The sequence below is a fragment of the Pectobacterium sp. IFB5596 genome, from assembly GCF_021432585.1.
GTDB classification, from domain to species: domain Bacteria; phylum Pseudomonadota; class Gammaproteobacteria; order Enterobacterales; family Enterobacteriaceae; genus Pectobacterium; species Pectobacterium punjabense.
In genome coordinates this window covers 861554-886225 of sequence record NZ_LXFY01000001.1, presented here as the reverse complement: position 1 = coordinate 886225, position 24672 = coordinate 861554, and the positions used below count along the sequence as shown (strand labels likewise).

25 protein-coding genes and 1 pseudogene are annotated in these 24672 nt (G+C 45.6%); 20 read left to right on the top strand and 6 right to left on the bottom strand.

What is annotated here, in order from left to right; all coding sequences use genetic code 11:
• Both A6301_RS04245 and A6301_RS04240 read right to left on the bottom strand, forming a co-directional pair.
• Positions 1–521 (bottom strand): annotated as a pseudogene (locus tag A6301_RS04245) (GGDEF domain-containing protein); the annotation flags it as partial.
• Between the two features lie 29 nt (positions 522–550).
• Complete coding sequence (locus tag A6301_RS04240; RefSeq protein WP_234257166.1) at positions 551–934, bottom strand: protoglobin domain-containing protein; 384 nt, start codon at positions 932–934, stop codon at positions 551–553.
• 210 nt (positions 935–1144) lie between these two features.
• Between A6301_RS04240 and dsrB the strand changes: the two genes are divergently transcribed.
• Positions 1145–1348 (top strand): protein DsrB, encoded by a 204-nt coding sequence (gene dsrB, locus A6301_RS04235; RefSeq protein ID WP_205542862.1) that lies wholly within the window; start codon positions 1145–1147, stop codon positions 1346–1348.
• A 66-nt stretch (positions 1349–1414) separates the two neighbouring features.
• Here dsrB and A6301_RS04230 read toward each other — a convergent pair whose 3' ends face one another.
• On the bottom strand, positions 1415–3136 hold the full coding sequence (locus tag A6301_RS04230; protein ID WP_215483927.1) for a methyl-accepting chemotaxis protein: 1722 nt from the start codon (positions 3134–3136) through the stop codon (positions 1415–1417).
• 309 nt (positions 3137–3445) lie between these two features.
• Here A6301_RS04230 and A6301_RS04225 point away from each other — a divergent pair, with 309 nt between their 5' ends.
• From A6301_RS04225 to A6301_RS04155, 15 genes are all read left to right on the top strand, one after another.
• Positions 3446–4372 carry a DMT family transporter gene (locus tag A6301_RS04225; RefSeq protein ID WP_205542860.1) on the top strand — a complete coding sequence of 309 codons (927 nt, stop codon included), beginning with the start codon at positions 3446–3448 and terminating at the stop codon, positions 4370–4372.
• 827 nt (positions 4373–5199) lie between these two features.
• On the top strand, positions 5200–5550 hold the full coding sequence (gene flhD / locus A6301_RS04220) for a flagellar transcriptional regulator FlhD (protein ID WP_014915924.1): 351 nt from the start codon (positions 5200–5202) through the stop codon (positions 5548–5550).
• Between the two features lie 3 nt (positions 5551–5553).
• Positions 5554–6132 (top strand): flagellar transcriptional regulator FlhC, encoded by a 579-nt coding sequence (flhC, locus tag A6301_RS04215; protein ID WP_005970730.1) that lies wholly within the window; start codon positions 5554–5556, stop codon positions 6130–6132.
• 136 nt (positions 6133–6268) lie between these two features.
• Positions 6269–7156, top strand: coding sequence for a flagellar motor stator protein MotA (gene motA / locus A6301_RS04210; protein ID WP_107167797.1), 888 nt, complete (start codon positions 6269–6271; stop codon positions 7154–7156).
• A complete protein-coding gene (gene motB, locus A6301_RS04205) occupies positions 7153–8205 on the top strand; it encodes a flagellar motor protein MotB (protein ID WP_107167796.1) in 1053 nt (350 codons plus the stop codon). Before motA ends, motB begins: the two co-directional genes overlap by 4 nt.
• Before the next feature lie 39 nt (positions 8206–8244).
• On the top strand, positions 8245–10242 hold the full coding sequence (cheA, locus tag A6301_RS04200) for a chemotaxis protein CheA (RefSeq protein ID WP_215483926.1): 1998 nt from the start codon (positions 8245–8247) through the stop codon (positions 10240–10242).
• Positions 10243–10273: 31 nt separating this feature from the next.
• Positions 10274–10771, top strand: coding sequence for a chemotaxis protein CheW (cheW, locus tag A6301_RS04195; RefSeq protein ID WP_010279509.1), 498 nt, complete (start codon positions 10274–10276; stop codon positions 10769–10771).
• 135 nt (positions 10772–10906) lie between these two features.
• The gene (locus tag A6301_RS04190) at positions 10907–12592 is read left to right on the top strand and encodes a methyl-accepting chemotaxis protein (RefSeq protein WP_205542858.1); all 1686 of its coding nucleotides are present in this window, start codon (positions 10907–10909) and stop codon (positions 12590–12592) included.
• 517 nt (positions 12593–13109) lie between these two features.
• Positions 13110–13982, top strand: a complete 873-nt coding sequence (gene cheR / locus A6301_RS04185; protein WP_107167793.1) for a protein-glutamate O-methyltransferase CheR — start codon at positions 13110–13112, stop codon at positions 13980–13982.
• Positions 13982–15034, top strand: a complete 1053-nt coding sequence (locus A6301_RS04180) for a chemotaxis response regulator protein-glutamate methylesterase (protein ID WP_107167792.1) — start codon at positions 13982–13984, stop codon at positions 15032–15034. Before cheR ends, A6301_RS04180 begins: the two co-directional genes overlap by 1 nt.
• 38 nt (positions 15035–15072) lie before the next feature.
• Positions 15073–15462 (top strand): chemotaxis response regulator CheY, encoded by a 390-nt coding sequence (gene cheY / locus A6301_RS04175; protein WP_095699942.1) that lies wholly within the window; start codon positions 15073–15075, stop codon positions 15460–15462.
• Positions 15463–15471: 9 nt separating this feature from the next.
• On the top strand, positions 15472–16116 hold the full coding sequence (cheZ, locus tag A6301_RS04170) for a protein phosphatase CheZ (protein ID WP_107167791.1): 645 nt from the start codon (positions 15472–15474) through the stop codon (positions 16114–16116).
• Between the two features lie 237 nt (positions 16117–16353).
• Entirely contained in the window at positions 16354–17505 is a 1152-nt protein-coding gene (gene flhB / locus A6301_RS04165; RefSeq protein ID WP_107167790.1) for a flagellar biosynthesis protein FlhB, read from the top strand.
• On the top strand, positions 17498–19582 hold the full coding sequence (gene flhA / locus A6301_RS04160) for a flagellar biosynthesis protein FlhA (RefSeq protein ID WP_234257189.1): 2085 nt from the start codon (positions 17498–17500) through the stop codon (positions 19580–19582). The genes flhB and flhA overlap by 8 nt, the downstream gene beginning before the upstream one ends.
• The gene (locus tag A6301_RS04155) at positions 19579–19998 is read left to right on the top strand and encodes a flagellar protein FlhE (RefSeq protein WP_234257165.1); all 420 of its coding nucleotides are present in this window, start codon (positions 19579–19581) and stop codon (positions 19996–19998) included. Before flhA ends, A6301_RS04155 begins: the two co-directional genes overlap by 4 nt.
• 59 nt (positions 19999–20057) lie before the next feature.
• Here A6301_RS04155 and A6301_RS04150 read toward each other — a convergent pair whose 3' ends face one another.
• The 3 genes from A6301_RS04150 to flgA form a co-directional block, all read right to left on the bottom strand.
• Entirely contained in the window at positions 20058–20495 is a 438-nt protein-coding gene (locus A6301_RS04150; protein WP_107167787.1) for a flagella synthesis protein FlgN, read from the bottom strand.
• Positions 20496–20500: 5 nt separating this feature from the next.
• On the bottom strand, positions 20501–20797 hold the full coding sequence (gene flgM / locus A6301_RS04145) for a flagellar biosynthesis anti-sigma factor FlgM (RefSeq protein ID WP_215483924.1): 297 nt from the start codon (positions 20795–20797) through the stop codon (positions 20501–20503).
• Between the two features lie 142 nt (positions 20798–20939).
• Entirely contained in the window at positions 20940–21608 is a 669-nt protein-coding gene (gene flgA / locus A6301_RS04140; RefSeq protein ID WP_107167785.1) for a flagellar basal body P-ring formation chaperone FlgA, read from the bottom strand.
• A gap of 164 nt (positions 21609–21772) precedes the next feature.
• On the opposite strand from flgA, the gene flgB reads away from it, so the two are divergent.
• The 4 genes from flgB (at position 21773) to flgE (ending at position 24669) form a co-directional block, all read left to right on the top strand.
• A complete protein-coding gene (gene flgB / locus A6301_RS04135; RefSeq protein WP_039347427.1) occupies positions 21773–22189 on the top strand; it encodes a flagellar basal body rod protein FlgB in 417 nt (138 codons plus the stop codon).
• A 28-nt stretch (positions 22190–22217) separates the two neighbouring features.
• Positions 22218–22622 (top strand): flagellar basal body rod protein FlgC, encoded by a 405-nt coding sequence (gene flgC, locus A6301_RS04130; RefSeq protein ID WP_015840801.1) that lies wholly within the window; start codon positions 22218–22220, stop codon positions 22620–22622.
• Positions 22623–22636: 14 nt separating this feature from the next.
• Complete coding sequence (gene flgD / locus A6301_RS04125) at positions 22637–23320, top strand: flagellar hook assembly protein FlgD (RefSeq protein ID WP_234257164.1); 684 nt, start codon at positions 22637–22639, stop codon at positions 23318–23320.
• 74 nt (positions 23321–23394) lie between these two features.
• Positions 23395–24669: a flagellar hook protein FlgE gene (gene flgE / locus A6301_RS04120; RefSeq protein ID WP_234257163.1), complete on the top strand. Its 1275-nt coding sequence runs from the start codon at positions 23395–23397 to the stop codon at positions 24667–24669.
• The last annotated feature ends 3 nt before the right edge of the window (positions 24670–24672 follow it).

Sequence of the window (24672 nt, the reverse complement as noted above, 5' to 3'; positions counted from 1 at the left end):
GTTAGCGTATCTTTGCCGCTTTCCAGTTTTTGGACTTCGTCGAATAGTGAGCCCAACAGTATATTTATTTTATAAATTTTGCTTCTAACTGTTTTAAGTAGTGGAGCGTAATCTTGCTGTGTGAGTAGTGCGATATTACTGTAGTGGCGAATGTAGTCATCCGTTTCGGTTATAATTTTCGCAATAGTCCGTATTCCCTGAATATTACTGAAACTGGATTTCCCTTTGTGGTTAAACCACAGGCCAAATTCTGAGTCACTCAGGTCTTGGATGCTGGAAAGTGGTGTACCGGTAGCAACGCTAAAAATAAAAGCATTTTCCCAATTTAGCAGTGATGCATTCTGTCGTTCTCTCTCTATACTGGCATTTTCCAGAATAGAAAATAACCGATAAGATTCTTCGTTTTTGGCTGCTAGATCGTGTGATTGTGAATAGGTTTTATTCATTATCTCTATGGCGATATCCATGGAAATAGAAGCGTAACGCATAGCATCAAAACAGAGTGATTTATCATCTGTCACTTGTGTGATGCTGTCATAGAGTTGCCATTTTAGACGCCGGGCTCCACGTTCAACCAGATCGGAATACCGATACGCGCATGAATCTGACCAATTTTCTTTTGATAAAGAATCAAATCTGCTAGGTGATCCCCAGTGTTTGATAGAATGTCTACTATCCATTTGCTCATAGACCCATGGAGTCGATCATGGACTTGCTGGCTGGAAAGAAAAAGAGAAGCTTCTTGATCTTTGAGCATGTAGGAATAGAACTTATCAGCAAACTCGGATGCTTTTTGGGCGGCGAGAGCTTGCAATAGACCAAAAGATTTTTGTGAGGTCGTGGCTATCAATTGTGTCCACTCTGATGTTACAACTTGGTTGTAGTCTGACTCACCGTTATCTCTCTGTTCATTAACGTTCAGTAGTTCGTTCAACTTTTCATCTCTTTTGCAAATATGTCGGGTGTACTAAGATAGAAATGATCAATTTTTTGCTTGAATAATCGATAGTTAATGACAGAGAGGGTTAGCATGTCGTTGCTAAAAATTAATAAAATTAATCATTTCATATAGGTACTATTATTACCGCCGCTGTAAATGATAATGCCGTTTTTTTGATGTTAGAAGTTATTTTGAGATAAATTTATGAAAGTTAATGATTTGGTTACTGTTAAAACCGATGGAAAGACTCGCAGGGAAGGGACTGTTCTGGCTGTGGAGACGTTTGAGGAAGGGGTAATGTATTTAGTTGCACTAAAAGATTACCCTGCTGGTATCTGGTTTTTCAATGAGATTAACAGTAAGGATGGGACGTTTGTTGAACCAAAGATCTTGCCGGAAAAAGAGTAAAGGGGAATGTCAATATACGAGCATTGTCCGAGTGAACAATGCTCGTAGCTATTCTAGTATCCAGTATTAGAATGTTTCCCAGTTACCGTTTTCCGTATTGGTTTGGCGAGGAAGGGCAAGTGATGAATGACCCTTCGTGTGCAGAGCATTTGGCCGAGCGGGTGCTGAAGGCGTACTTGATAGATGGCTGGATAACTTAAATGTTGCAACAGCACGGGTCAGTAATGCGGCTTGCTCCTCTAGCGAGGCCGCAGCGGCACTAGCTTCCTGAACGAGTGCAGCATTCTGCTGTGTCACGCTATCCATTTCAGATATCGCTTGGCCGACCTGAGTTATTCCTCGGCTTTGCTCGTCAGACGCAGAAGCAATTTCACCCATGATGTCGGTGACGTTCGTGACTGCATCGACGATCTCTTTCATTGTTTGACCCGCGTTATCAACCAAGACAGAACCACTATTGACCAAGCTGACTGATTCGGAAATCAGCGTTTCTATCTCTTTTGCTGCTTGCGCACTACGTTGTGCGAGGCTACGAACCTCACTTGCGACGACAGCAAAACCACGACCTTGTTCTCCGGCTCTGGCTGCTTCAACGGCTGCATTTAGCGCAAGAATATTTGTTTGAAAAGCAATGCTGTTAATGACACTGGTAATTTCAGATATTTTCTTTGAGCTACCTGAAATGCTGTTCATTGTATTGACAACGTTTGCAACGATCTCGCCACCTTGTTTAGCTTTCCCAGAAGCGTTCGCTGCGAGTTGGCTTGCATGGTGAGCATTTTCTGAGTTTTGTTTCACGGTAGCGGTAAGTTGCTCCATGCTTGCCGCAGTTTGTTCAAGTGCCGCCGCTTGCTGTTCAGTACGTGAGGAAAGGTCTGTGTTACCAGATGAGATCTCTGTCGAACCTTGATAAATAGAATCTGCGCTTTCCCGAACGGTAGTGACGGTTGTGACCAGCGAGGATTGCATTTGTTGAACGTTGCTGGCTAGCGTACCAATTTCATTCCTGCCATAGCGATCCGAGACTTGAGTCAGATCGCCCTGCGCAATGCGTTGAATTCTCATGACCAGTTGGTTCATCGGTTTGATGAGAATTCCCCGCAGAAGGAAGAATGTCAGAAGCGTTAAAATGGTGGCCAGAGCGAAACTGCTCCCCATTAACGAATATCCGAGTAGCGCATTTTTATGTGCGGTTTCGTTTAATTCTTTCGCTCTCTGCGTACGGTAAGCGACAGCGTCGAGTAGAAATTTGTTATAGGCCGAATCTAAAATTCGGGTTTCTTCGGATTCAAGGGTGATGACTTCTTCAAATAGCCCTTGTTTTGCCGCAGTGAGCATTAACATAAGGCCTTGATTGACATAGGCATCATAGGATTTACGTAGCTCACCGTCCAACGCTATATCCTGAGGTGTTTTAACCGGACGTTCTTCATAGATGAGGAAGGCTTTTTTTGACTGCTCCAGACGTTGTTCTGCTTGCTTCAAGTTGTCATTGAAGACCTGAGAGTCACCAATGCGTGCTGCTGCTGCTGCTTGGATTAGCAACAGACGGGCAGTGCGAAGGTGGTTAGAACTGTTCGAAATCCCCATTCGGGTGTCGATTTCTTGTGTAACGTCATCTAATGATTGATTGCTGCTTTGTAAAAAGTAGCTGGATGTGCTGATAGATGCTGCAAATAGCAGCATAATACCACCCAGAATAATGATGAATAAGGGAACTAGCCGTAAATTGCTCAGCATGCCAGCCTCGACGTGCTGCTCAGACCTTGAAGTTATTTTCATATCCATTCACTCATTCTCAGGAAATTATGATTTACCATGCCACTAGCGGCGGCATTAGCGTTTAGGTTTTAGTGTCTACATTAATGACAATCCATTAGCTAAACAACCAATGTAAAAGATAATCGGCATATATTGGGAAACCTTAATCAAATTCGATGCGATCCCGATCACGTTTTTAACGCTTTAAAAAGAAAAGAAAATTACGTGATGCGAAATCATACAAATTGATAATAAAAACGAAGAGTCTGACACACTAACTTTATTTGTCTGTGCTTCAACGCTATTGTGTGAAATCTATCTTCGGAGGGATCTTTCTTGGAAAAGCATACGCATTTTTTTTCTGATAAAAAAGTTGTTTTTTTTATCGCCACATTATGTTGTTTACTATGGGGGAGTGCTTATCCAGCCATTAAAAATGGCTATGACCTGTTTCACATTGCGGATAATGATATTCCTGGGAAACTTGTTTTTGCGGGTTACCGTTTCGCGTTTGCTGGGCTGTTACTGTTGGTGCTAGCCGTGCTAAGCGGTCGGTCTATCGGGCGGTTTCGGCCGAGGCAGTTAGCCCAACTGACAATCTTGGGAACATTTCAAACATCGTTGCAATATGTTTTTTTCTATATCGGTCTGGCATATACCACGGGTGTTAAAGGTTCAATTATGAACGCAACCAGTACTTTTTTCAGTGTACTGCTTGCTCATTATCTGTACAAGAATGATAAGCTAAACGCTAATAAGCTAACTGGCTGTATATTAGGTTTCGCTGGTGTGATGGCCGTTAATATTAGCAGTAATGAAATGAGTATTAGTTTTACGCTGCTAGGTGATGGGTTCGTTGTTATTGCTGCATTTATTTTGTCAGCATCGACAATATATGGTAAGCGGATATCACAAACGATGGACCCAACTATTATGACAGGTTATCAATTAGCGATTGGTGGCGTTATCTTAACGGTGTCAGGGTATTGTACAGGTGGATCGCTAGTTATACCCGATTGGAAAGCAGTGCTGATGCTCGGCTACCTTATTTTGCTATCTTCAATCGCTTTTTCATTATGGAGTCAATTGCTGAAATATAATCGGGTCGGCATGGTCGCACCATTTAATTTTCTCATTCCCGTATCCGGTACCGCGTTGTCAGCGTTGTTTCTTAATGAAAGTATTCTGGAGTGGAAATATTTCTTTGCACTCATCTTGGTATGTTCAGGTATTTGGTTGGTTAACCGGGTTACGAAGATGTGATCAGAAAATTATTTTTATTACAACCAGATAACTTCCTAATGTTGCATTCTGGGGGGTAACGTTTGAGATCGCTAAGGTCATGCTGTGCTTTGTATGACTTCATACCATAGCGGTTGCAACTAATCCCGATGACTTACTATTTTATTTAAAATCAATAAATTATCCTTTTTTCGACTTTTTTGTTACATTTATACGTGTAATAGCTTGGTAAAGAATGAGTACATTTTGCATCAAAACATATCGTTGAGAGTTTTTTGGGGAAAAAGTGTAAGTTTTTCATGAAAGGTATAAACTTACATGACGGCGCGCATATCGGGTATGATGATATTTTTGTATATGTATCATTTACATAGCAAGCAAATTGTTTCTTTTTTATTATTTTCAACGCTCTTTTTGTAACGTTTACTGTGCATTTTGGGTGTGAAAATACGCATGAAAGTGATCTGACCAGAGGCAGCTTGATTCATAATGCTTTCATTTGTGTGACTTGCGTCACATAATGGCCAAAATTCTTCTTCAGTCGCGTTGTGTGTGCTATGGATTAGGCGGTACAGTTGCGCTGTTTTAGGATTAATCCTATGCTCTTGGTTGAGTGAGTCTTCATCGAAGGATCAGGAAAGCAGCGGATGAACGGATTCTCCGCGTGATGCGCAAAGTTGGCTAAAGTTGGCAAGTAGCATTGCCCGAATAAGAAATGATGAAGTAGTAACTTGCAGTATCTGGCACCGATAGTTTTTTATGCCATCAATGGAGAGTGATTTTCGAACTGGGCGATATGGTCTATCACCTAACTTATGTTTTAAACATAGCCTGTCGGGATGGGAAATATGGGTACCTCTGAATTACTCAAACACATTTATGACATTAATCTGTCTTATTTGTTACTGGCGCAACGCTTAATTAATGATGAAAAAGCTTCTGCGATGTTTCGTCTAGGGATCAATGACGAGATGGCTGATATCTTGATGCAACTGACTCTGCCGCAGATGGTAAAACTGGCAGAAACCAACCAACTAATATGCCATTTTCGTTTTAACGATCACAATACAATCAAAGTGTTGACTCAGGAATCGCGTGTGGATGATTTACAGCAAATTCATACGGGGATTTTGTTGTCGAGCCACTTATTACAACAGTTAACTTCGAAAGAAGAAAACCTGCCTAAGAAAAGGGCATAAGTGATGGCGGAGAAAAGTATTGTTCAGGAAGCGAAAGATATCCAGTTGGCGATGGAGCTCATTTCGCTTGGTGCTCGTTTACAGATGTTAGAAAGTGAGACTCAGTTAAGTCGCGGGCGTTTGATCAAGCTGTATAAAGAACTTAGAGGAAGTCCGCCACCAAAGGGAATGTTGCCTTTTTCAACGGATTGGTTTATGACCTGGGAACAGAATATTCATTCATCAATGTTCTACAACGCTTATAGCTTTTTAATTAAGAATGGGCAGTGTAGCGGTGTTGAAGCAGTCATTAAATCGTATCGATTGTACTTGGAACAGTGTGCACCTCAGAGTGATTCTCCTCTGTTGGCATTGACTCGAGCTTGGACATTAGTCCGGTTTGTTGACAGCGGTATGCTGCAACTGTCGTCATGCAATTGCTGTAAAGGGATGTTTATTACTCACGCTCATCAGCCTAAAAACAGTTTTGTTTGTAGTTTGTGCCAACCGCCTTCCAGAGCGGTAAAAAGGCGTAAACTTTCGCAAAATCTTGCCGATATAATACCTCAACTGCTGGATGAACAGGTAAAACACGCAGTCTGAGCCTGTAGCGCGATTTGTGAATCTATCACTGTTGCTTGTGAAAGCAGTGATAGGTTTTTTCCTCAAGAACGTCTTGGCTACGGCTCCGCAGTTTTATCTCACCTTCCGCCCACCTTTTTTATTATAAGGATTTCTTGTGCTGGTTATATTGGGTTATATCGTAATTGTGGCCTCGATACTCGGCGGTTATCTCATGGTCGGTGGGGCCTTGGGTGCGCTTTATCAGCCTTCGGAGTTACTGATTATCGGTGGTGCAGCGTTAGGCGCTTTCATTGTTGGCAACAATGGAAAGGCGATAAAAGCAACGCTTCGAGCGCTGCCTCTTTTGGTCAAAGGCTCCAAGTATAATAAAGCTTTGTATATGGATCTTATGGCCTTGCTCTTTCGTGTGATGGCTAAGTCTCGCCAGCAAGGGATGCTTTCGCTTGAGTTTGATATTGATAATCCTCGCGAGAGCGAGATCTTCTCGAGCTATCCGAATATTCTTTCCGACAACAATATTGTTGAATTTATCACCGATTATTTGCGTTTGATGGTCAGTGGTAACATGAATGCGTTTGAGATTGAAACGCTGATGGACGAAGAGATCGAAACGATTGAACATGAAAGTGAAGTACCCGCGAGCAGCCTGACAATGATGGGCGACGGCCTCCCAGCATTTGGTATTGTTGCAGCAGTTATGGGCGTTGTTCACTCATTAGCCTATGTTGACCGGCCTGCCGCTGAGTTAGGGATGATGATTGCCCATGCCATGGTGGGAACTTTTCTTGGTATCCTACTGGCTTACGGTTTCGTCTCTCCATTAGCAGCCTTGCTGCGGCAGAAAAATGCAGAAAAAATCAAGGTATTGCAGTGTATTAAAGTGACTTTACTGTCGAGCCTTAATGGCTATGCACCGCAGATTGCTGTGGAGTTTGGACGTAAAACGCTGTACTCAACGGAGCGTCCTTCTTTTACAGAATTGGAAGAACATATTCGTCGTGTAAAATCGCCGACCCAGCAAGCGTCGGATAGTAACGCATGAAACATCAGCATCCCATTATTCGCAAAAAGCGCAAATCTGGGCATGGGGGTCACCATGGTGGCTCTTGGAAGATTGCCTACGCTGACTTTATGACAGCAATGATGGCATTGTTTCTGGTTATGTGGCTCATCGCGATTTCTACACCTATGCAGTTGGCCCAAATCGCGGAGTATTTTCGTACCCCATTAAAGGTTGCATTAACTTCAGGCTCTAAATCAAGCGACAGTTCCAGCCCAATCCCTGGTGGGGGAAACGATCCAACTCAACAAGATGGTGAAGTGAAAAAGGCCATCAAAACAGATAACGTAGAAAAGAAACTGGATGAGGCTCGACTGAATAAACTACGCGAGCGTTTGGATCAGTTAATTGAGGCCGATCCCCGATTACGTGCACTCCGTCCACATTTGCTGATTGAGATGATTGAGGAAGGGTTGCGTATCCAAATCATTGATAGCCAAAACCGTCCAATGTTTAAAACCGGGAGTGCGCAGGTTGAGCCTTATATGCGGGATATCCTGCGTGCGATAGCCCCTATTTTGAATGACTTCCCCAATAAACTGAGTATTTCAGGCCATACCGATGATGTTCAGTATACGACAGGGGAACGCGGTTATAGCAACTGGGAATTATCTGCTGATCGCGCCAATGCATCACGACGAGAGCTTATTTTTGGTGGTTTGTCTGATGGAAAAGTTTTGCGCGTTGTGGGCATGGCTGCGACAATGAGCCTCAAGCAGGCGACAAGCGGAAATGATGCGATTAATCGACGTATCAGTCTCTTGGTACTGAGCAAACAAGCTCAGAAGGATATTGAAGAAGAAAATGCAGAAAGCTCTGCTGTAAATATAGACAAAGCAGAAAATTTACAAAATATGGGGTTGGATAAGCCTAAACCTACCACGCCGACTGCCGAAAATAGTGATAACAATACGGGTGGAAGTGGTGAGGCATTGCCACAACCAACAAATGGAGTTCCTGCTCCAGAGCGTCAACAGCCAACTACTGCGTTGCCTGCTGCGCCGGATAGCCAGGCGACGCCTTCTCAATAAGCCGCGATTCACAGCTGAGGTGACCACGTGAGCATGGACATGAGTGCTTTCTATCAAACTTTCTTTGATGAAGCAGATGAATTACTGGCAGATATGGAACAACATTTATTATTGTTGGATCCTTCAGAGCCTGATACCGAACAATTAAATGCGATTTTCCGTGCGGCTCACTCCATAAAAGGAGGTGCGGGCACATTCGGTTTTAAAATTTTGCAGGAAACTACGCACCTTTTAGAAAATCTACTCGATGGGGCAAGACGTAGTGAAATGCGTCTTAGCACTGATATCATTAACCTGTTTCTGGAAACAAAAGACATCATGCAGGATCAGTTGGACGCTTATAAAACCGCACAGGAACCCAATGCTGAGAGCTTTGAGTATATCTGTCAGGCCTTGCGCCAGCTTGCTCTGGAGTCTAAAGCAGATGGCGGCGCAACCCAGTCTGACACATCGTCTACAACCCTGTACTCGGTCAGCCCAACATCTAATGATGTAGGTAAAGGTGAAATGCGTATCGCATTAACTGGCCTGAAATCTCAGGAAATACCTCAGATGCTGGAAGAACTTGGTAATCTGGGAACCGTTAAAGATCCCCACCAGACTGACACTAGCGTAGAAGTGACATTAGTCACATCTGAAAGTGAAGACGATATTAGCGCTGTACTGTGTTTTGTTCTTGAACCAGAGCAAATCAGTTTCAAGTCGGCCGTAGCCAGTCAACCCGTTGTCGCCGAAGTCGCAGAAACGTTAACTGTTGTTGAAGCCCCCGTTGCGCCAATAGCACCGTCTACGCCCGTTGCAGCAAAACCGCAATCTGCCCCGGAAAATGGAAAAAATAAAGCAAAAACCGGTGATACCAGCATTCGTGTAGCGGTTGAGAAAGTTGACCAACTTATCAACCTGGTTGGTGAGTTAGTGATTACGCAATCTATGCTGGCACAGCGCTCAAGTGAACTTGACCCTGTGGCGCACGGCGATCTGCTCAATAGTATGGGGCAATTGGAACGCAACGCCCGCGATCTGCAAGAGTCGGTGATGTCCATTCGTATGATGCCGATGGAATATGTATTTAGTCGCTTCCCTCGTTTGGTGCGTGATTTGGCTGCCAAGTTGGATAAGCAGGTCGAGTTAACGCTGATGGGGAGCTCGACTGAATTGGATAAGAGTTTGATCGAACGTATTATTGATCCTCTGACACACTTGGTGCGTAACAGCCTAGATCACGGTATCGAGTCTCCAGATAAACGCGTTGCTGCCGGTAAGTCTGCCGTGGGTAACCTGACGCTTTCTGCGGAACATCAAGGCGGTAACATCTGCATTGAGGTTATCGATGATGGAGCTGGGCTTAACCGTGAAAGAATTCTTGCTAAAGCTCTGTCTCAAGGGTTGGCGGTGAGCGATGCAATGTCTGATGAAGAAGTGGGCATGTTGATTTTCGCTCCTGGCTTCTCCACAGCAGAGAAGGTCACTGACGTCTCTGGCCGTGGTGTCGGCATGGATGTCGTCAAGCGAAATATCCAGGAAATGGGCGGACATGTTGAAATCCACTTCCAGGCTGGAAAAGGTACAACGATAAGAATCTTGTTACCATTAACGTTGGCCATCCTTGATGGTATGTCCGTTAAAGTTAACAATGAAGTCTTTATTCTACCGCTTAACGCCGTGATGGAGTCTTTGCAACCTCAGTCTGAAGACCTGTACCCGTTAGCGGGTGGTGAGCGTGTGCTACAAGTTCGTGGTGAATATTTACCTCTCGTTGAACTATTCCATATCTTTGATGTGGATGGTGCTAAAACGGATGCGACTCAGGGTATAGTCGTTATTCTACAGAGTGCAGGTCGACGTTATGCCTTGTTGGTCGATCAGTTGATTGGGCAACACCAGGTCGTCGTCAAAAACTTGGAAAGTAATTATCGCAAGGTACCAGGCGTTTCAGCCGCTACCATTCTTGGTGATGGTAGCGTTGCGCTGATTGTGGATGTTTCAGCGTTACAAGCGCTTAATCGTGAAAAGCGTGTGGTTGAAACTGCTGCTTAATAAAACAGATCGTTAATAAAGGGTGGAAAACATGACTGGACTTGCAAGCGTCACCAAATTAACTGGCGAAACCGTAGGACAGGAATTCCTGATTTTTACGCTGGGTGACGAAGAGTACGGCGTTGATATTTTAAAAGTACAAGAAATTCGCGGTTATGACCAAGTAACGCGTATTGCCAACACGCCTTCTTTCATTAAGGGTGTGACCAATCTACGTGGTGTTATTGTCCCTATCGTTGACTTGCGCATTAAATTTGCCAAGCAAGATGTTGAATACGATGACAACACGGTTGTTATTGTTCTGAACCTTGGGCAGCGTGTTGTTGGTATCGTTGTAGATGGTGTGTCCGATGTATTGTCATTGACTGCGGACCAAATTCGACCTGCACCAGAGTTTGCCGTAACACTGTCAACAGAGTACCTGACTGGTTTGGGTTCTCTGGGTGAGAGAATGCTGATTTTGGTTGATATCGAAAAACTGTTGAGCAGCGAAGAGATGGCGCTGGTTGATAGTGTATTGAAAGTCTAATTTATCGGCCTTCAGGGGCTACGAAAGTGGCCCCGAAAACCTTCCTTAGCCATATCCTTGTCAGTTCAGAAATTCGTAAAGATATCCAGAATAATGCCGATATTATCGGTGGTTGGTCTACTCAAAAGGCGTTGTATGTTTAACCGTATAAAAGTTGTCACAGGTTTGATGCTTGTGTTGGTGTTGTTTGGAGCCCTTCAGCTTATTTCTGGTGGTTTATTTTTTAGTGCATTAAAAAATGATAAGGATATCTTCAGCTCAACGCAGGTTATTAACCAGAAGCGTTCTGAACTGGATTCAGCATGGTCATATTTATTACAGACCCGCAATACACTTAACCGTGCTGGCACGCGTTTTGCTCTTGATGCTAGTGGTACAGGCACGGGAGCCGGGGGGAAAGAGCTTTTGGTTTCTGCTCAAAAGCAACTGTCTGTAGCAAACGATTTTTTCTCACGGTATGAGAAAGTGCCGCAGGATTCACGTCAAGATGAAAGTGTTGCCCGGGGCGTAAAAGAGAATTATGTGGCTTTGAATGGCGCGTTGATTGAATTAATTCAGTTCTTGAACGCAGGGGAATTTAAGAAATTTATTGATCAGCCGACACAGCGTTTTCAGGATAACTTTGAAAAAGCGTATTACACCTATAAAGCTGAAAGCGACAAGCTTTATCAGGCTGGCATAACTAAAAATGATGAAGCTTACGATTCGGCACTTTGGATACTTGGCTTCATTACCGTGTTGGTTTTTGCGTTAGCCTTGATTTCCTGGATTGGTATTCAACAATTATTAATGAGGCCGCTAAATAATATCGTTGAACATATTCGTCATATTGCGAAAGGTGATTTGACAAAGACGACCAATTTTCATAGTAGCAATGAAATGGGTATTCTCGCTGACAGTATTCGTCATATGCAAAGCGAGTTTGTTTCAACGGTGAGTGCGGTCCGACAAGGTGCCGATGCTATCTATACTGGCGCGACGGAAATTAGTGCCGGGAATAACGATCTTTCCTCACGTACAGAACAACAGGCTGCTTCGTTAGAAGAAACGGCTGCCAGCATGGAACAACTAACGGCAACGGTTAAACAGAATGCGGAAAATGCCCGCCAAGCCAGCCAGTTGGCACTAAGTGCGTCAGAGACTGCGCAGAAAGGGGGCAAGGTTGTCGATAATGTCGTCAAAACTATGCACAATATCGCTGGAAGTTCGCAAAAAATTGCCGATATTACTAGTGTGATTGATGGTATCGCTTTCCAAACCAATATCCTTGCGCTGAATGCGGCGGTTGAAGCTGCCAGAGCCGGGGAGCAGGGACGTGGGTTTGCGGTTGTTGCAGGGGAAGTTCGCAATTTGGCACAACGTAGTGCTCAGGCTGCGAAAGAAATAAAAAGTCTGATTGAAGATTCAGTCAACCGGGTCGATGAAGGTTCTGTTCTGGTTGAAAGTGCGGGCGAGACGATGGGAGAAATCGTCAGTGCTGTCACTCGTGTAACAGATATTATGGGCGAAATTGCCTCGGCCTCTGATGAGCAAAGTAAAGGCATCGATCAGGTTGGCCAGGCTGTTACTGAAATGGACCGAGTAACGCAACAGAACGCCTCTTTGGTTGAAGAGTCTGCTGCCGCTGCAGTTGCTTTGGAAGAGCAAGTTAAAGTGTTAAACCAAGCTGTTGCTGTATTCCGGCTGTCTGAAGAGACGGGTTCGTTTAGAAGAACAACGCCAGCAGCAACCGGGCAAAAGCCTGTATTGTTGGCTCCATCAGCAAATGGCGGTAAGAAAGTGAAAGAAGGTTCTTCCAATGATAATTGGGAAACGTTCTGATAAAAAACGTGGTATAGCGGCTATAAGTAAGCCCAATATGTAAAGCTTCTCGTGAGTTAATGCCCAGCCGCTTACGTATCGGTGGCTGGGTGATTGTTTACTTGTATTAATTTAAAAGATAAGCGTGAGCGTAATTTATCTGTGCACATTTGCTGTTGACGGCGATATAGCACTTGGTGCTTTTAAGCAGGGTAATTCATGGTATTGTTCAATCTGTAACTTATGTTATGGATATGATGGGGTGACGTTGACTTTGGTATAAAAACCAGAGGCAAAGCAAGCAGGTAGCACAGCTGTGACGAGAGGGACAATGCCACCCGACAGCATGTGGCTTTGGTAGAACAGACACGCTGAGCGTTCTGCTTTCAGAACTGCGGAGTGTATTACCAATACAGTGTCAATTTTAATCGCAGTGCGATGAGCAATTGACGAATGACAATAAAAACCTGCGTTAGCTGTAAAGGAAAGTTCAGATTGAAAAACACCATAGCAAAACACACTATTCGAGCGGTTTGATATGAAAAGTATACCATCGCAAAATCGCCCCGAATCTGCGTCTATCCTGACGCAGATGGTTGATCGGTTGCCGCTGTCGGACACACATTTTCGACGAATCAGCCAATTAATATATCAGCGCGCTGGAATTGTCTTGGCCGATCACAAACGAGAAATGGTTTATAACCGTTTGGTTAGACGTCTCCGTTTACTTGGAATCAATGATTTTGGCCAGTATTTAGCGCTCTTGGAGTCAGATCCTAACAGCGCGGAATGGCAAGCTTTCGTTAATGCATTAACGACTAACCTGACGGCATTTTTTCGCGAAGCTCACCATTTTCCTATATTGGCAGAACATGCCAGAAAACGTCCAAATGGCTATACGATTTGGAGTACAGCGGCTTCCACGGGAGAAGAGCCTTATTCATTGGCCATGACACTTGCCGAGGTCTTAGGTAATAAAGCGAGTGGATGTCAGGTGTGGGCCAGTGATATTGATACTCAAGTGTTAGAAAAGGCAACTGCTGGTATCTATCGTCAGGAAGAATTACGTTCTCTTTCTCCACAGCAGCTACAGAAGTTTTTTTTACGCGGTACCGGGCCGCATAGTGGTTTAGTTCGTGTTCGCCCGGAACTTGCGTCTATGGTGCATTTCCAACAACTCAATCTGCTCGCCCCCGATTGGTCTGTCCCTGCACCATTCGATGCTATTTTTTGTCGCAATGTAATGATTTATTTCGATAAAGAAACCCAAGAGCGTATTCTCCGTCGATTCGTCCCGATGCTCAAGCCGGGGGGATTGTTATTTGCTGGACATTCAGAGAATTTCAGCCAGATTAGTCGAGAATTCTATTTGCGTGGGCAAACTGTATATGGACTGGCTAAGGAAAGATAATGAGCAAAATAAGAGTATTATGCGTTGATGATTCTGCCCTAATGCGCCAGATCATGACTGAAATAATTAATAGCCATCCTGACATGGAAGTTGTTGCGACTGCGCCAGATCCATTAGTTGCTCGTGATTTGATTAAAAAATTTAATCCTCAGGTATTAACGTTGGATGTTGAAATGCCGCGCATGGATGGGCTGGATTTTCTTGAGAAACTTATGCGTCTGCGCCCGATGCCTGTTGTAATGGTGTCGTCGCTGACGGGAAAGGGTTCAGAAATTACGCTTCGCGCATTGGAACTTGGCGCTATTGATTTCGTCACCAAACCGCAACTGGGTATCCGCGAAGGGATGCTTGCATACAGCGAACTGATTGCGGAAAAAATTCGTATGGCAGCGAAAGCGCGTCTGCCGCAACGTAGCACAGTAGCAGAGCCGACGAAAATTATTCAGCACATGCCACTGCTCAGTAGTGAGAAGCTGATCGCGATTGGCGCATCCACGGGGGGAACAGAAGCGATACGGCATGTATTACAGCCTCTGCCACCAACAAGCCCTGCGCTATTGATTACACAACATATGCCCCCTGGTTTTACGAAGTCTTTTGCCGAGCGTTTAAACAAGCTATGCCAGATTACGGTGAAAGAAGCTGAAGACGGGGAACGTGTGCTTCCTGGCCATGCATACATTGCTCCAGGAGCCCGCCATCTTGAATTGGCTCGTAGTGGGGCAAATTATCAAGTACGTTTAAATGATGGGCCTCCAGTTAATCGGCATCGTCCATCAGTTGATGTGTTATTCCGTTCGGTTGCGCAATATGCCGGGCGAAATGCTGTAGGGGTAATCCTTACTGGAATGGGGAATGATGGGGCAGCAGGCATGCTGGAACTCCATCAGGCTGGTGCTTATACGCTGGCCCAAAATGAAGCAAGTTGTGTGGTTTTCGGGATGCCACGCGAAGCGATTGCGATGGGTGGTGTCGATGAAGTGGTGGATTTGCACCAGGTGAGCCAGCGAATGTTGGCACAAATCTCTGCCGGACAGGCATTACGTATATAAGCAGCTCTCGGTGAGCAATAAATATTTTAGGAGTAGGTATGGCCGATAAAGAACTCAGATTTCTGGTAGTGGATGATTTTTCGACAATGCGCCGAATTGTCCGTAACCTGCTTAAGGAACTGGGCTTTAATAACGTAGAAGAGGCAGAGGATGGTGCCGATGCACTGAATAAGCTTCGCTCCAGTGCTTTTGATTTCGTCATTTCTGACTGGAATATGCCTAATATGGATGGGCTTGAGCTGTTGCAGACTATCCGTGCTGACGGCGCGCTTTCCAGCCTCCCTGTACTGATGGTAACGGCAGAAGCGAAGAAAGAGAACATTATCGCTGCAGCACAAGCGGGTGCTAGCGGCTATGTAGTTAAACCATTTACTGCAGCTACCCTCGAAGAAAAACTAAGTAAGATTTTCGAAAAACTGGGTATGTAAGGGGATCTTATGACGCCACATATGCCGTCAGTTAACGACACAGCTTCAGCAACCGAGATCATTTCGCGCATTGGCCAATTGACTCGTATGCTGCGTGACAGTTTGAAAGAGCTGGGTCTGGATAATGCGATAGCAGAAGCAGCAGAGGCCATTCCTGATGCCCGCGATCGTCTTGACTATGTTGTCCAGATGACCGCGCAAGCGGCGGAGCGAGCACTGAACTGTGTAGAAGCTGCGCAACCACGCCAGAACCAGCTAGAATCAGGCGCAAAATCTCTGAAGGTTCGTTGGGATGAATGGTTTGAAAATCCAATCGAACTCGCGGATGCGCGCGAATTAGTGACGGATACGCGTAGCTATCTTGAAGATGTGCCACAACATACCTCATTTACCAACGCCCAACTGTTGGAAATTATGATGGCGCAAGATTTCCAGGACCTTACTGGCCAGGTCATCAAGCGAATGATGGATGTTGTTCAGGAGATCGAAAAACAATTGCTGATGGTATTGCTGGAAAATATCCCAGAAAAACCAGATGCGCCTAAGCGTGCTAATGATGGTCTTCTGAATGGACCACAATTGGACAAAGGTGCGGCAGGTATTGTAGCCAATCAGGATCAGGTTGATGATCTTCTGGATAGTCTTGGGTTCTAATGAGCCTTGCTTTAAGAAAAGGAATCATTTCCTTTTTTAAAAGGCTAGAGTGCCGCTGTTCCGGTTATTTATGGCCAGATTTATGGCCATAAATAGCTACTCTTGATTTCTCCTTTCCTTTTCACTATGCGTTAAAGAAGCGTTGGTTTTTCTCGTTGTTCCAGCCATAAAATTTTTCTGTATTTGTCATGCTAGGCAGCAAATTCCTATCCCGGAAGTCGTAACAGGAACATCGCCGTGGCTGAAGATAGCGATCTGGAAAAAACAGAAGCCCCCACTCCCCAAAAGGAGGAGAAGGCGCGCGAAGAAGGTCAAGTTCCACGTTCTCGAGAGTTGACTTCCGTTTTGATGATGGTCGCAGGATTGGCTATTTTGTGGATGGGAGGCGATGCGATGGCTGGCAGGCTGACCAGAATTGTCGCGCAGTCACTAAATTTTGACTATGCAACGATTAGCGATGATACCCAAATGCTACGCCATGTCGGTTCATTATTGCACCAGGCTGCCTTTGCATTGATACCGATTATGCTAGGGGCTGTGTTGGTGGCGTTGTCTGCTCCGATGCTGCTAGGGGGACTGTTATTTAGCACGAAGTCATTAAAAGTTGATTTCAAAAAACTAGATCCTATTTCTGGTTTAAAACGTTTGTTTTCTGCCCAGTCATTGGCTGAACTTTTCAAGGCGATATTAAAATCGGTCATGGTCGGGATCATTAGTACCTTGTTCCTGATTCATAACTGGCCGAAAATACTGCATTTGGTATCCGAAGCGCCGATTGCAGCGTTAGGTGATGCATTGGAATTGGCCGTAATGTGTGGCTTTCTCATCATCATGGGCCTTATCCCCATGGTTGCATTTGATGTATTCTGGCAAATCTGGAGTCATATCAAAAAATTACGGATGACGAAGCAGGAAATTCGTGACGAGCATAAGCAGAACGAAGGCGATCCTCATGTTAAAGGTCGTATTCGTCAGCAACAAAGGGCAATTGCCCAACGTAGGATGATGGCGGATGTTCCTAAGGCGGATGTGATAGTCACCAACCCGACGCATTATGCGGTGGCATTACGATATGATGATAAAAAAATGAATGCGCCGAAAGTGTTGGCTAAAGGGGCTGGTGAAGTCGCTTTACGTATTCGTGAACTGGGAACTGAGCATCGCGTTCCTATTTTAGAAGCGCCGCCGTTGGCGCGAGCGTTATTTCGTCATTCAGAGGTCGGAGAGCATATACCTGCTGCCTTGTATGCTGCCGTTGCAGAAGTCTTAGCTTGGGTTTATCAACTGAAACGCTGGAAGCGTGAAGGTGGATTAATTCCTAGAAAACCGAAACATCTACCGGTGCCCGATGCACTGGATTTTGCTAAAGAGAATACTACTGATGGCTAATTTGGCCTCTTTGCTTCGTTTACCGAGTAATATGAAAGGTACCCAATGGCAAATATTAGCCGGACCTATACTGATCCTGCTGATACTTTCCATGATGGTATTGCCGCTGCCACCATTCATTCTGGATCTGCTATTTACCTTTAATATCGCACTATCAATTATGGTCTTGCTGGTGGCGATGTTTACGCAACGGACGCTGGAGTTCGCTGCATTCCCTACAATCCTGCTGTTTTCTACATTGCTGCGCTTGTCACTTAACGTCGCCTCTACCCGTATTATTTTGCTGGAAGGGCACACGGGGACTGCCGCAGCAGGGAAGGTTGTCGAAGCATTTGGACACTTCCTTGTAGGTGGGAATTTTGCCATTGGTATTGTGGTATTTATCATTCTCGTTTTAATCAACTTCATGGTTATTACCAAAGGTGCCGGCCGCATTGCCGAAGTTGGTGCCCGTTTTGTATTGGATGGCATGCCAGGTAAGCAGATGGCGATCGATGCCGATCTTAACGCTGGGATAATTGGTGAGGAAGAAGCGAAAAAGCGCCGTGCAGAGGTAACACAGGAGTCAGACTTTTATGGTTCCATGGATGGTGCCAGTAAGTTCGTGCGTGGTGATGCTGTCGCAGGACTGATTATCATGGTCATCAATATTGTTGGCGGGTTGATCGTCGGTGTCGTGCAACATGGAATGCCAGTAGGACAGGCGGCGGAAAGCTATACCTTGCTTACTATTGGTGACGGGCTGGTTGCTCAGATCCCTGCTCTGATTATTTCTACTGCTGCGGGTGTTATTGTTACTCGTGTGAGTACCGATCAGGATGTTGGCCAGCAGATGGTCACTCAGTTATTCAATAATCCGCGGGTTATGGTGCTGAGTGCGGCAGTGATTGGGCTTATTGGGCTGGTTCCTGGAATGCCTAATTTTGTCTTTTTATTATTCACCGCATCTTTGTTGGGGCTTGCTTGGTGGATGCGCGGGGAACAGACAAAAGAACCTGTTATGCAGCCCATGCCTGCATCAATGGAGAAGCATCAGGTTGTTGAAGCTAGCTGGTCTGATGTACAGCTTGAAGATCCGCTAGGTATGGAAGTGGGTTATCGTTTGATCCCAATGGTTGACGCGCAGCAAGATGGAGAACTATTGGGCAGAATTCGTAGTATCCGGAAGAAGTTTGCTCAGGAAATGGGATACTTACCTCCAGTGGTTCATATTAGGGATAACCTGGAGCTTCAACCTGCCAGCTACCGCATATTAATGAAAGGTGTTGAAGTGGGGAGCGGTGAGGCTCATCCTGGTCGGTGGATGGCAATAAATCCAGGGAATGCGGTTGGCTCTTTATCTGGAGATATCACACAGGACCCCGCGTTTGGGCTACCAGCAGTCTGGATTGATAATGCTCTGAAAGATCAGGCTCAGGCTCAAGGGTTCACGGTTGTAGAGGCCAGTACTGTGGTGGCAACACACTTGAACCACTTAATTGCATTACATGCTAGCGAGCTGTTTGGTCGACAAGAAGCTCAGCAGTTGATGGATCGTGTGGCGCAGGAAATGCCAAAACTGACAGAAGATTTTATTCCAGGCGTTGTGACGCTAACCACATTGCATAAAGTTTTGCAAAATCTGCTCAGCGAGCGGGTTTCGATTAGGGATATGCGAACTATTATGGAGACATTGGCTGAGCATGCGCCTGTGCAACCAGACCCCTATGAATTGACCACGGTTGTCAGGGTTGCATTAGGGCGTGCTATCACTCAGCAGTGGTTCCCGGGAGACAGCGAACTTCAGGTTATTGGGCTGGAAGGGTCGTTGGAACGCCTTTTACTACAGGCCCTCCAAGGGGGGGGAGGTCTCGAACCGGGGCTTGCCGATCGCCTACTCGAGCAGGCAAAACAAGCACTACAGCGGCAGGAAATGTTGGGTGCTCCACCTGTGCTGCTTGTGAACCATGCTTTGCGTGCTTTACTTGCCCGATTCTTGCACCGTAGTCTGCCAAACATGGCTGTACTTTCTAATTTGGAAATTAGCGATCATCGCCAAATCCGCATGACATCAGTTATAGGGGAAGCTCAACAATGAGAAGGTTGATACGTTCTCTGGTCGCAGCAATGATGGTTTTTCCGCTTGGCGCTATCGCAACGCCGGGTAGTTGGAATGGAAGTCAGCCTGGGATAAAACTTGATTACCGTGGTGAAATGATTACGACATCGGCCTTTGTCCCTAACACCATGGTTAAGCCGGATGAAACCATTACGACAATCTACTGGCGATATGCGATTGATTCAGTGATACCCATGGGGCTGGTTGTTAAGCTTTGTTCGCAATCACCGCAGCGTTGTGTTGACTTAAATGGAAGCGGTGACGGGCAAACTCAGGCATTTGAGGGATTAGCGGCTAACAATGAGTTTCGTTTTGTATACTACATTGAAGGAAAAGGGCGCATTAAGCAGACGTTCATAGTCCGTACGATCGATATTGCGGTCAACTACAAATAGTGGTTTTAAGTAAGAAGCAGTCTTAGACAATGAGAAGTCTCTGCTGAAACGCAGAGACTTTAGAATGTGATTTTCCTACCGCCTACTATAACACCTTTCGACTGACCATCAGGACCATACAGTCCTTGACCGTGGCGAGGCTTCAGTATATTGATGGCTTCATTGGTATAGGCAATATGGCGGTTAAGCAGAAGGCCATTATGCTTATTCTGATCATTCAAGCGTCTGGTTAATTCCTGCACTTGCTGCCAGTAATCAGATAGTTTTTCAACACCGTCATAAGGTGCCTGTAACTTAAGTGTCGATTCTGTTGCATGGCGTCGAACTTCCAAATGCTGCATAGTCGCCAGTAACGATGTCTTCTTCTCTGTTACCTGTTGCAGAGCAATGCTATTAATATGACCAGCGCAAAGTAACGTTTGCTCTTCAGCCATAACTACATCAAGTTCACGTAGGTTGTTGAGCAATTGCTCTAGGATCGATTGTAGATTTTCCATACGTGTTAATTACCTGCTAAAAAATCTCGCGTTTCTTTAAGTAACGCATCAGCAATTCTTCCGGTATCAATTGTAAGTGAGCCATCACGAATTGCCTGTTTCAAAGTTTCAACGCGAGCCATGTCTATATCCTGCGTACCAGGCTGCATCAATTTTGCCTGCGCATCGCTCAGCTTTACCTGCGTTGCGCTGACTTCAGACTGAGTTTCGGCCTGTTTACGCTTGGTTTTAACGATGTCGCCAGATTCGCGTTGTTGCACTTGACTGACCGGCTTCAGTGATTGTGTGCGATCAATACTCATAATACAGCCCTCTGATTTGAGGATAAATAGTTAGTCACCAACGTGTTACGAAATGTTCATCACATTGGCATTCAATTTTAAAACGTCGTCAGCAATGACTCTAGTAACTATCATCGGCAAACCTGAGCAAAGCTTTAATTAATTACTGTGAGATCAGAATAATCCCATCTTCGTTCGTAATGCCGCTGATTATTTGTCCATTTGCCGTTCTGACCCTAACTGCCTGCCCAGCAGCTGCGTTGTTCATGGCTTTCCCTTCGCCATTGATTGTGAAACCGTCACCTTGGGCGATAATTTGCACCGACTGGCCTGCCTTTACCACCCAGGCGCGTCTGATCATGGAGGCAGTAATAACCTGGCCGGGTGTTAAATCGCGTAAAAGAACCGCACCCTGCGCGCCTTGTAACGTCAGTATAGGGCGCAGCGGTAATAAATCGAGCCTGCCTTTTGTCAAACCAATATCTTTTTCCGTCAGCGTTGTCCCACGATTTATAGGTCGCGAACTGGTGACATAGTTCCCTGTCACCTGAACTTCGGTTTGAATGAAGCGACGCTGCTGCTCACAACGTACTGACAGGCTTACATTTCCCCACATTTTTGTATTTCCGGGCTGCGTGATTTGGGGGGCTTCGCACTGTGGCCATTGTGATTCTGGCGATTTTATCAGAACGTTGACGGTATTGGTGGTTCCCTGAAAGCGCGAGGCAAAAAATTGATTGATCTGTGCTGGAAGGTTGCTCGCATTGATTGGGGCACACAGGATGAAAAAACAGGGCGTTGCCAGGCAGAGATAATAATATATTGTTTTCATTCCAGTTCAGCTCTCCTGATTCCGATCGTGTCGGGCATAAGTGTAACGATGTCAGCATAAGGTTAAGGCAATAAATAGCGCTGCATTTGGTGCCTATTCGTTCGATGGCATAGCCATAATGAGAATTATCCTACCCACTCCAAATTCTAACTTGCGGAGGGAGCATGCTTGATAAATTAAACGCCTCATTGCGGTTTCAGCAGGAAGCGTTGAACTTGCGTGCCCAGCGGCAGGAAATTCTGGCCGCGAATATTGCTAATGCGGATACACCTGGCTATCAGGCCAGAGATATAGATTTTGCCAGCCAGCTCAGTAAAACGATGGAGCAAGGGCGGGTGAATGGTACGGGTATCGCGCTGAAAACGACATCTGTACGGCATATACCGGCACAGAATTTTCAGCCGCCGGAGCTTGATTTGCTCTATCGCGTACCCGATCAGCCTGCATTAGACGGTAATACAGTCGATATGGACCGGGAACGCACTAATTTTGCCGACAATAGCCTGAAATATCAAACCAGCCTGACTGTTCTGGGTGGGCAGATTAAAGGCATGATGTCGGTTCTGCAGTCAGGTTCATGATCATCGCGCGATGGGAAGGTAAAGATTCATGTCGTTATTAAATATATTCGAAATTTCAGGCTCAGCACTGTCTGCGCAATCACAGCGTCTGAATGTGAGTGCCAGTAATCTGGCTAACGCAGACAGCGTAACGGGACCTGATGGCGAACCTTATCGTGCCAAACAGGTTGTATTCGAAGTGAATGCGGCCCCGGGGCAGTCAACTGGCGGCGTACGCGTTGCTAATGTTATCGAAGACCCATCGCCTGCTCGTCTGGTTTACGAACCGGGTAACCCGCTAGCTGATGGGCAGGGATACGTTCGCATGCCGAATGTTGACCCAGTGGCTGAGATGGTGAACACCATTTCGGCATCACGCAGTTACCAGGCAAACGTCGAAGTCTTGAATACGACAAAATCGATGATGCTGAAGACGTTAACGATCGGGCAATAATCGGAGGCGAAATAATGTCTATCACAACAAATGATACTTCCTCGGCAACGAGAACACAGAATACGTCCAATACGTCTGCGTCGTCGCCGATAGATAAGAACAGTGCTGCCGATCTTCAAAATCAGTTTTTAACACTTCTGGTGGCGCAGTTGAAGAATCAGGACCCGACGAATCCGATGAGCAATGATCAGCTAGTAAGCCAGCTTGCTCAGCTCAACACGGTCAGCGGTATTGAGAAATTGAACACGACACTCGGTTCTATCTCCGGCCAGATAAATAACAATCAATCCATGCAAGCCACAACGCTGATTGGCCACAGCGTCATGGTTCCAGGAAAAGAAATCCTTGTTGGCAAGGAAACCAGTACCCCCTTCGGTGTTGAACTGGAAAAAGCAGCGGAAGTTGTCACCGTCACTGTCAATGATGCGACGGGTAAAGCAGTTCGTACGATCGAACTGGGGACGCTTTCTGCGGGAGTTCACTCATTCAACTGGGACAGTAAGCTTTCTGATGGCTCTGTTGCGCCTGATGGTGCTTATACCTTTACGGTTGCTGCCAGCACTGGTGGTGCGCAGCAGGTTGTTCAGCCATTGAGCTATGCGGTTGTGAATAGTGTTGTTCGTGGCGATAGCGGTGCATTGCTGGATTTAGGGCTGCGCGGCAGAGCTACCATGGACGATGTCAGGCAAATTCTGTAACGGCATAAATTTCATAGTATTCCAGTGGTACCCACAATCTGGAATATGATTAATCAATTTATCTGGAGAGCAACATGAGTTTTTCTCAGGCAATCAGTGGCATAAATGCAGCATCTAAGAACCTGGATGTTATTGGTAATAACATTGCTAACTCTGCAACAGTGGGTTTTAAATCTAGTAATGTGACATTTGGTGATATGTTTGCAGGGTCACAAGTCGGTATGGGTGTGCAGGTTGCATCTGTGCTGCAAGATTTCTCCAATGGCACCATCACGTCGTCTTCTCGAGACCTAGATGTTGCGATTAGTAGCGGTGCTGGTTTTTATCGCATGCAAGATAGCAATGGTGCCACTTATTATAGCCGTAATGGTCAGTTTATGCTGAACGGGCGTAATATCGTTAATGCACAAGGTATGCAACTGACGGGTTACCCGGCAGTAGGGGCTCCACCGGTTATCCAAACTGGGGGCGATCCACAGCCGCTGACCATTCCTAATGGCGATATGTTTGCTAGCGCGACGACGACTGCGTCCCTTATTGCCAGCTTGAAATCATCTGACGCTAAACCTGCCAAGCCTTGGGTTGCCGCAAACCCTACAGCTACACCTCCGGTGTTAAGTACAGAGGGTCAAGAAGGTACCTTTAACAATTCAACGTCGTTGACGACTTATGACAGTCAGGGGAATAAGCACGATTTTACGCTGTATTTCGTTAAGGTTAGCGATAATAACTGGAAAACCTATGCACGAGATGCTTCTGCAGCATCCCCTAAATATCAAGATGTTGGCACGCTGACTTTTGGTGCCAATGGTGCATTACTTTCCCAGAATCCGTCCCCCAATGCGATTACCGGCGTAACGCCTGGAGCCCTTACTGTCGATCTCGCGGGGACTAATGGTGCAGCGCAGGGGACGTTCACACTTGATTTTACCGGTAGCGTGCAGCAAAACACGGATTATAGCTATAAAAGCCCCGTTCAGAATGGCTACGCGCCAGGTGCTCTGACAGGGTTTGCTATCCAAGAAAATGGTATCATTGAAGGTAGTTACAACAATGGCCAGAAGCAAGCATTAGGCCAGATTGTATTGGTAGGCTTTGCTAACCCTGGCGGTTTATCGCCTAATGGGGATAACGTATGGTCTGAAACTGCAAGTTCTGGACAGGCGGTCGTTGGCGTTGCTGGTTCAGGGAATTTAGGTAAGCTTATCGGTAAATCGACGGAAGCCTCAAACGTCGATATGGGCCAAGAATTGGTCAACATGATCGTTGCGCAACGTAATTACCAATCAAACGCGCAGACGATTAAAACGCAGGATTCCATTCTGCAAACGTTAGTTAGCATGCGTTAATTA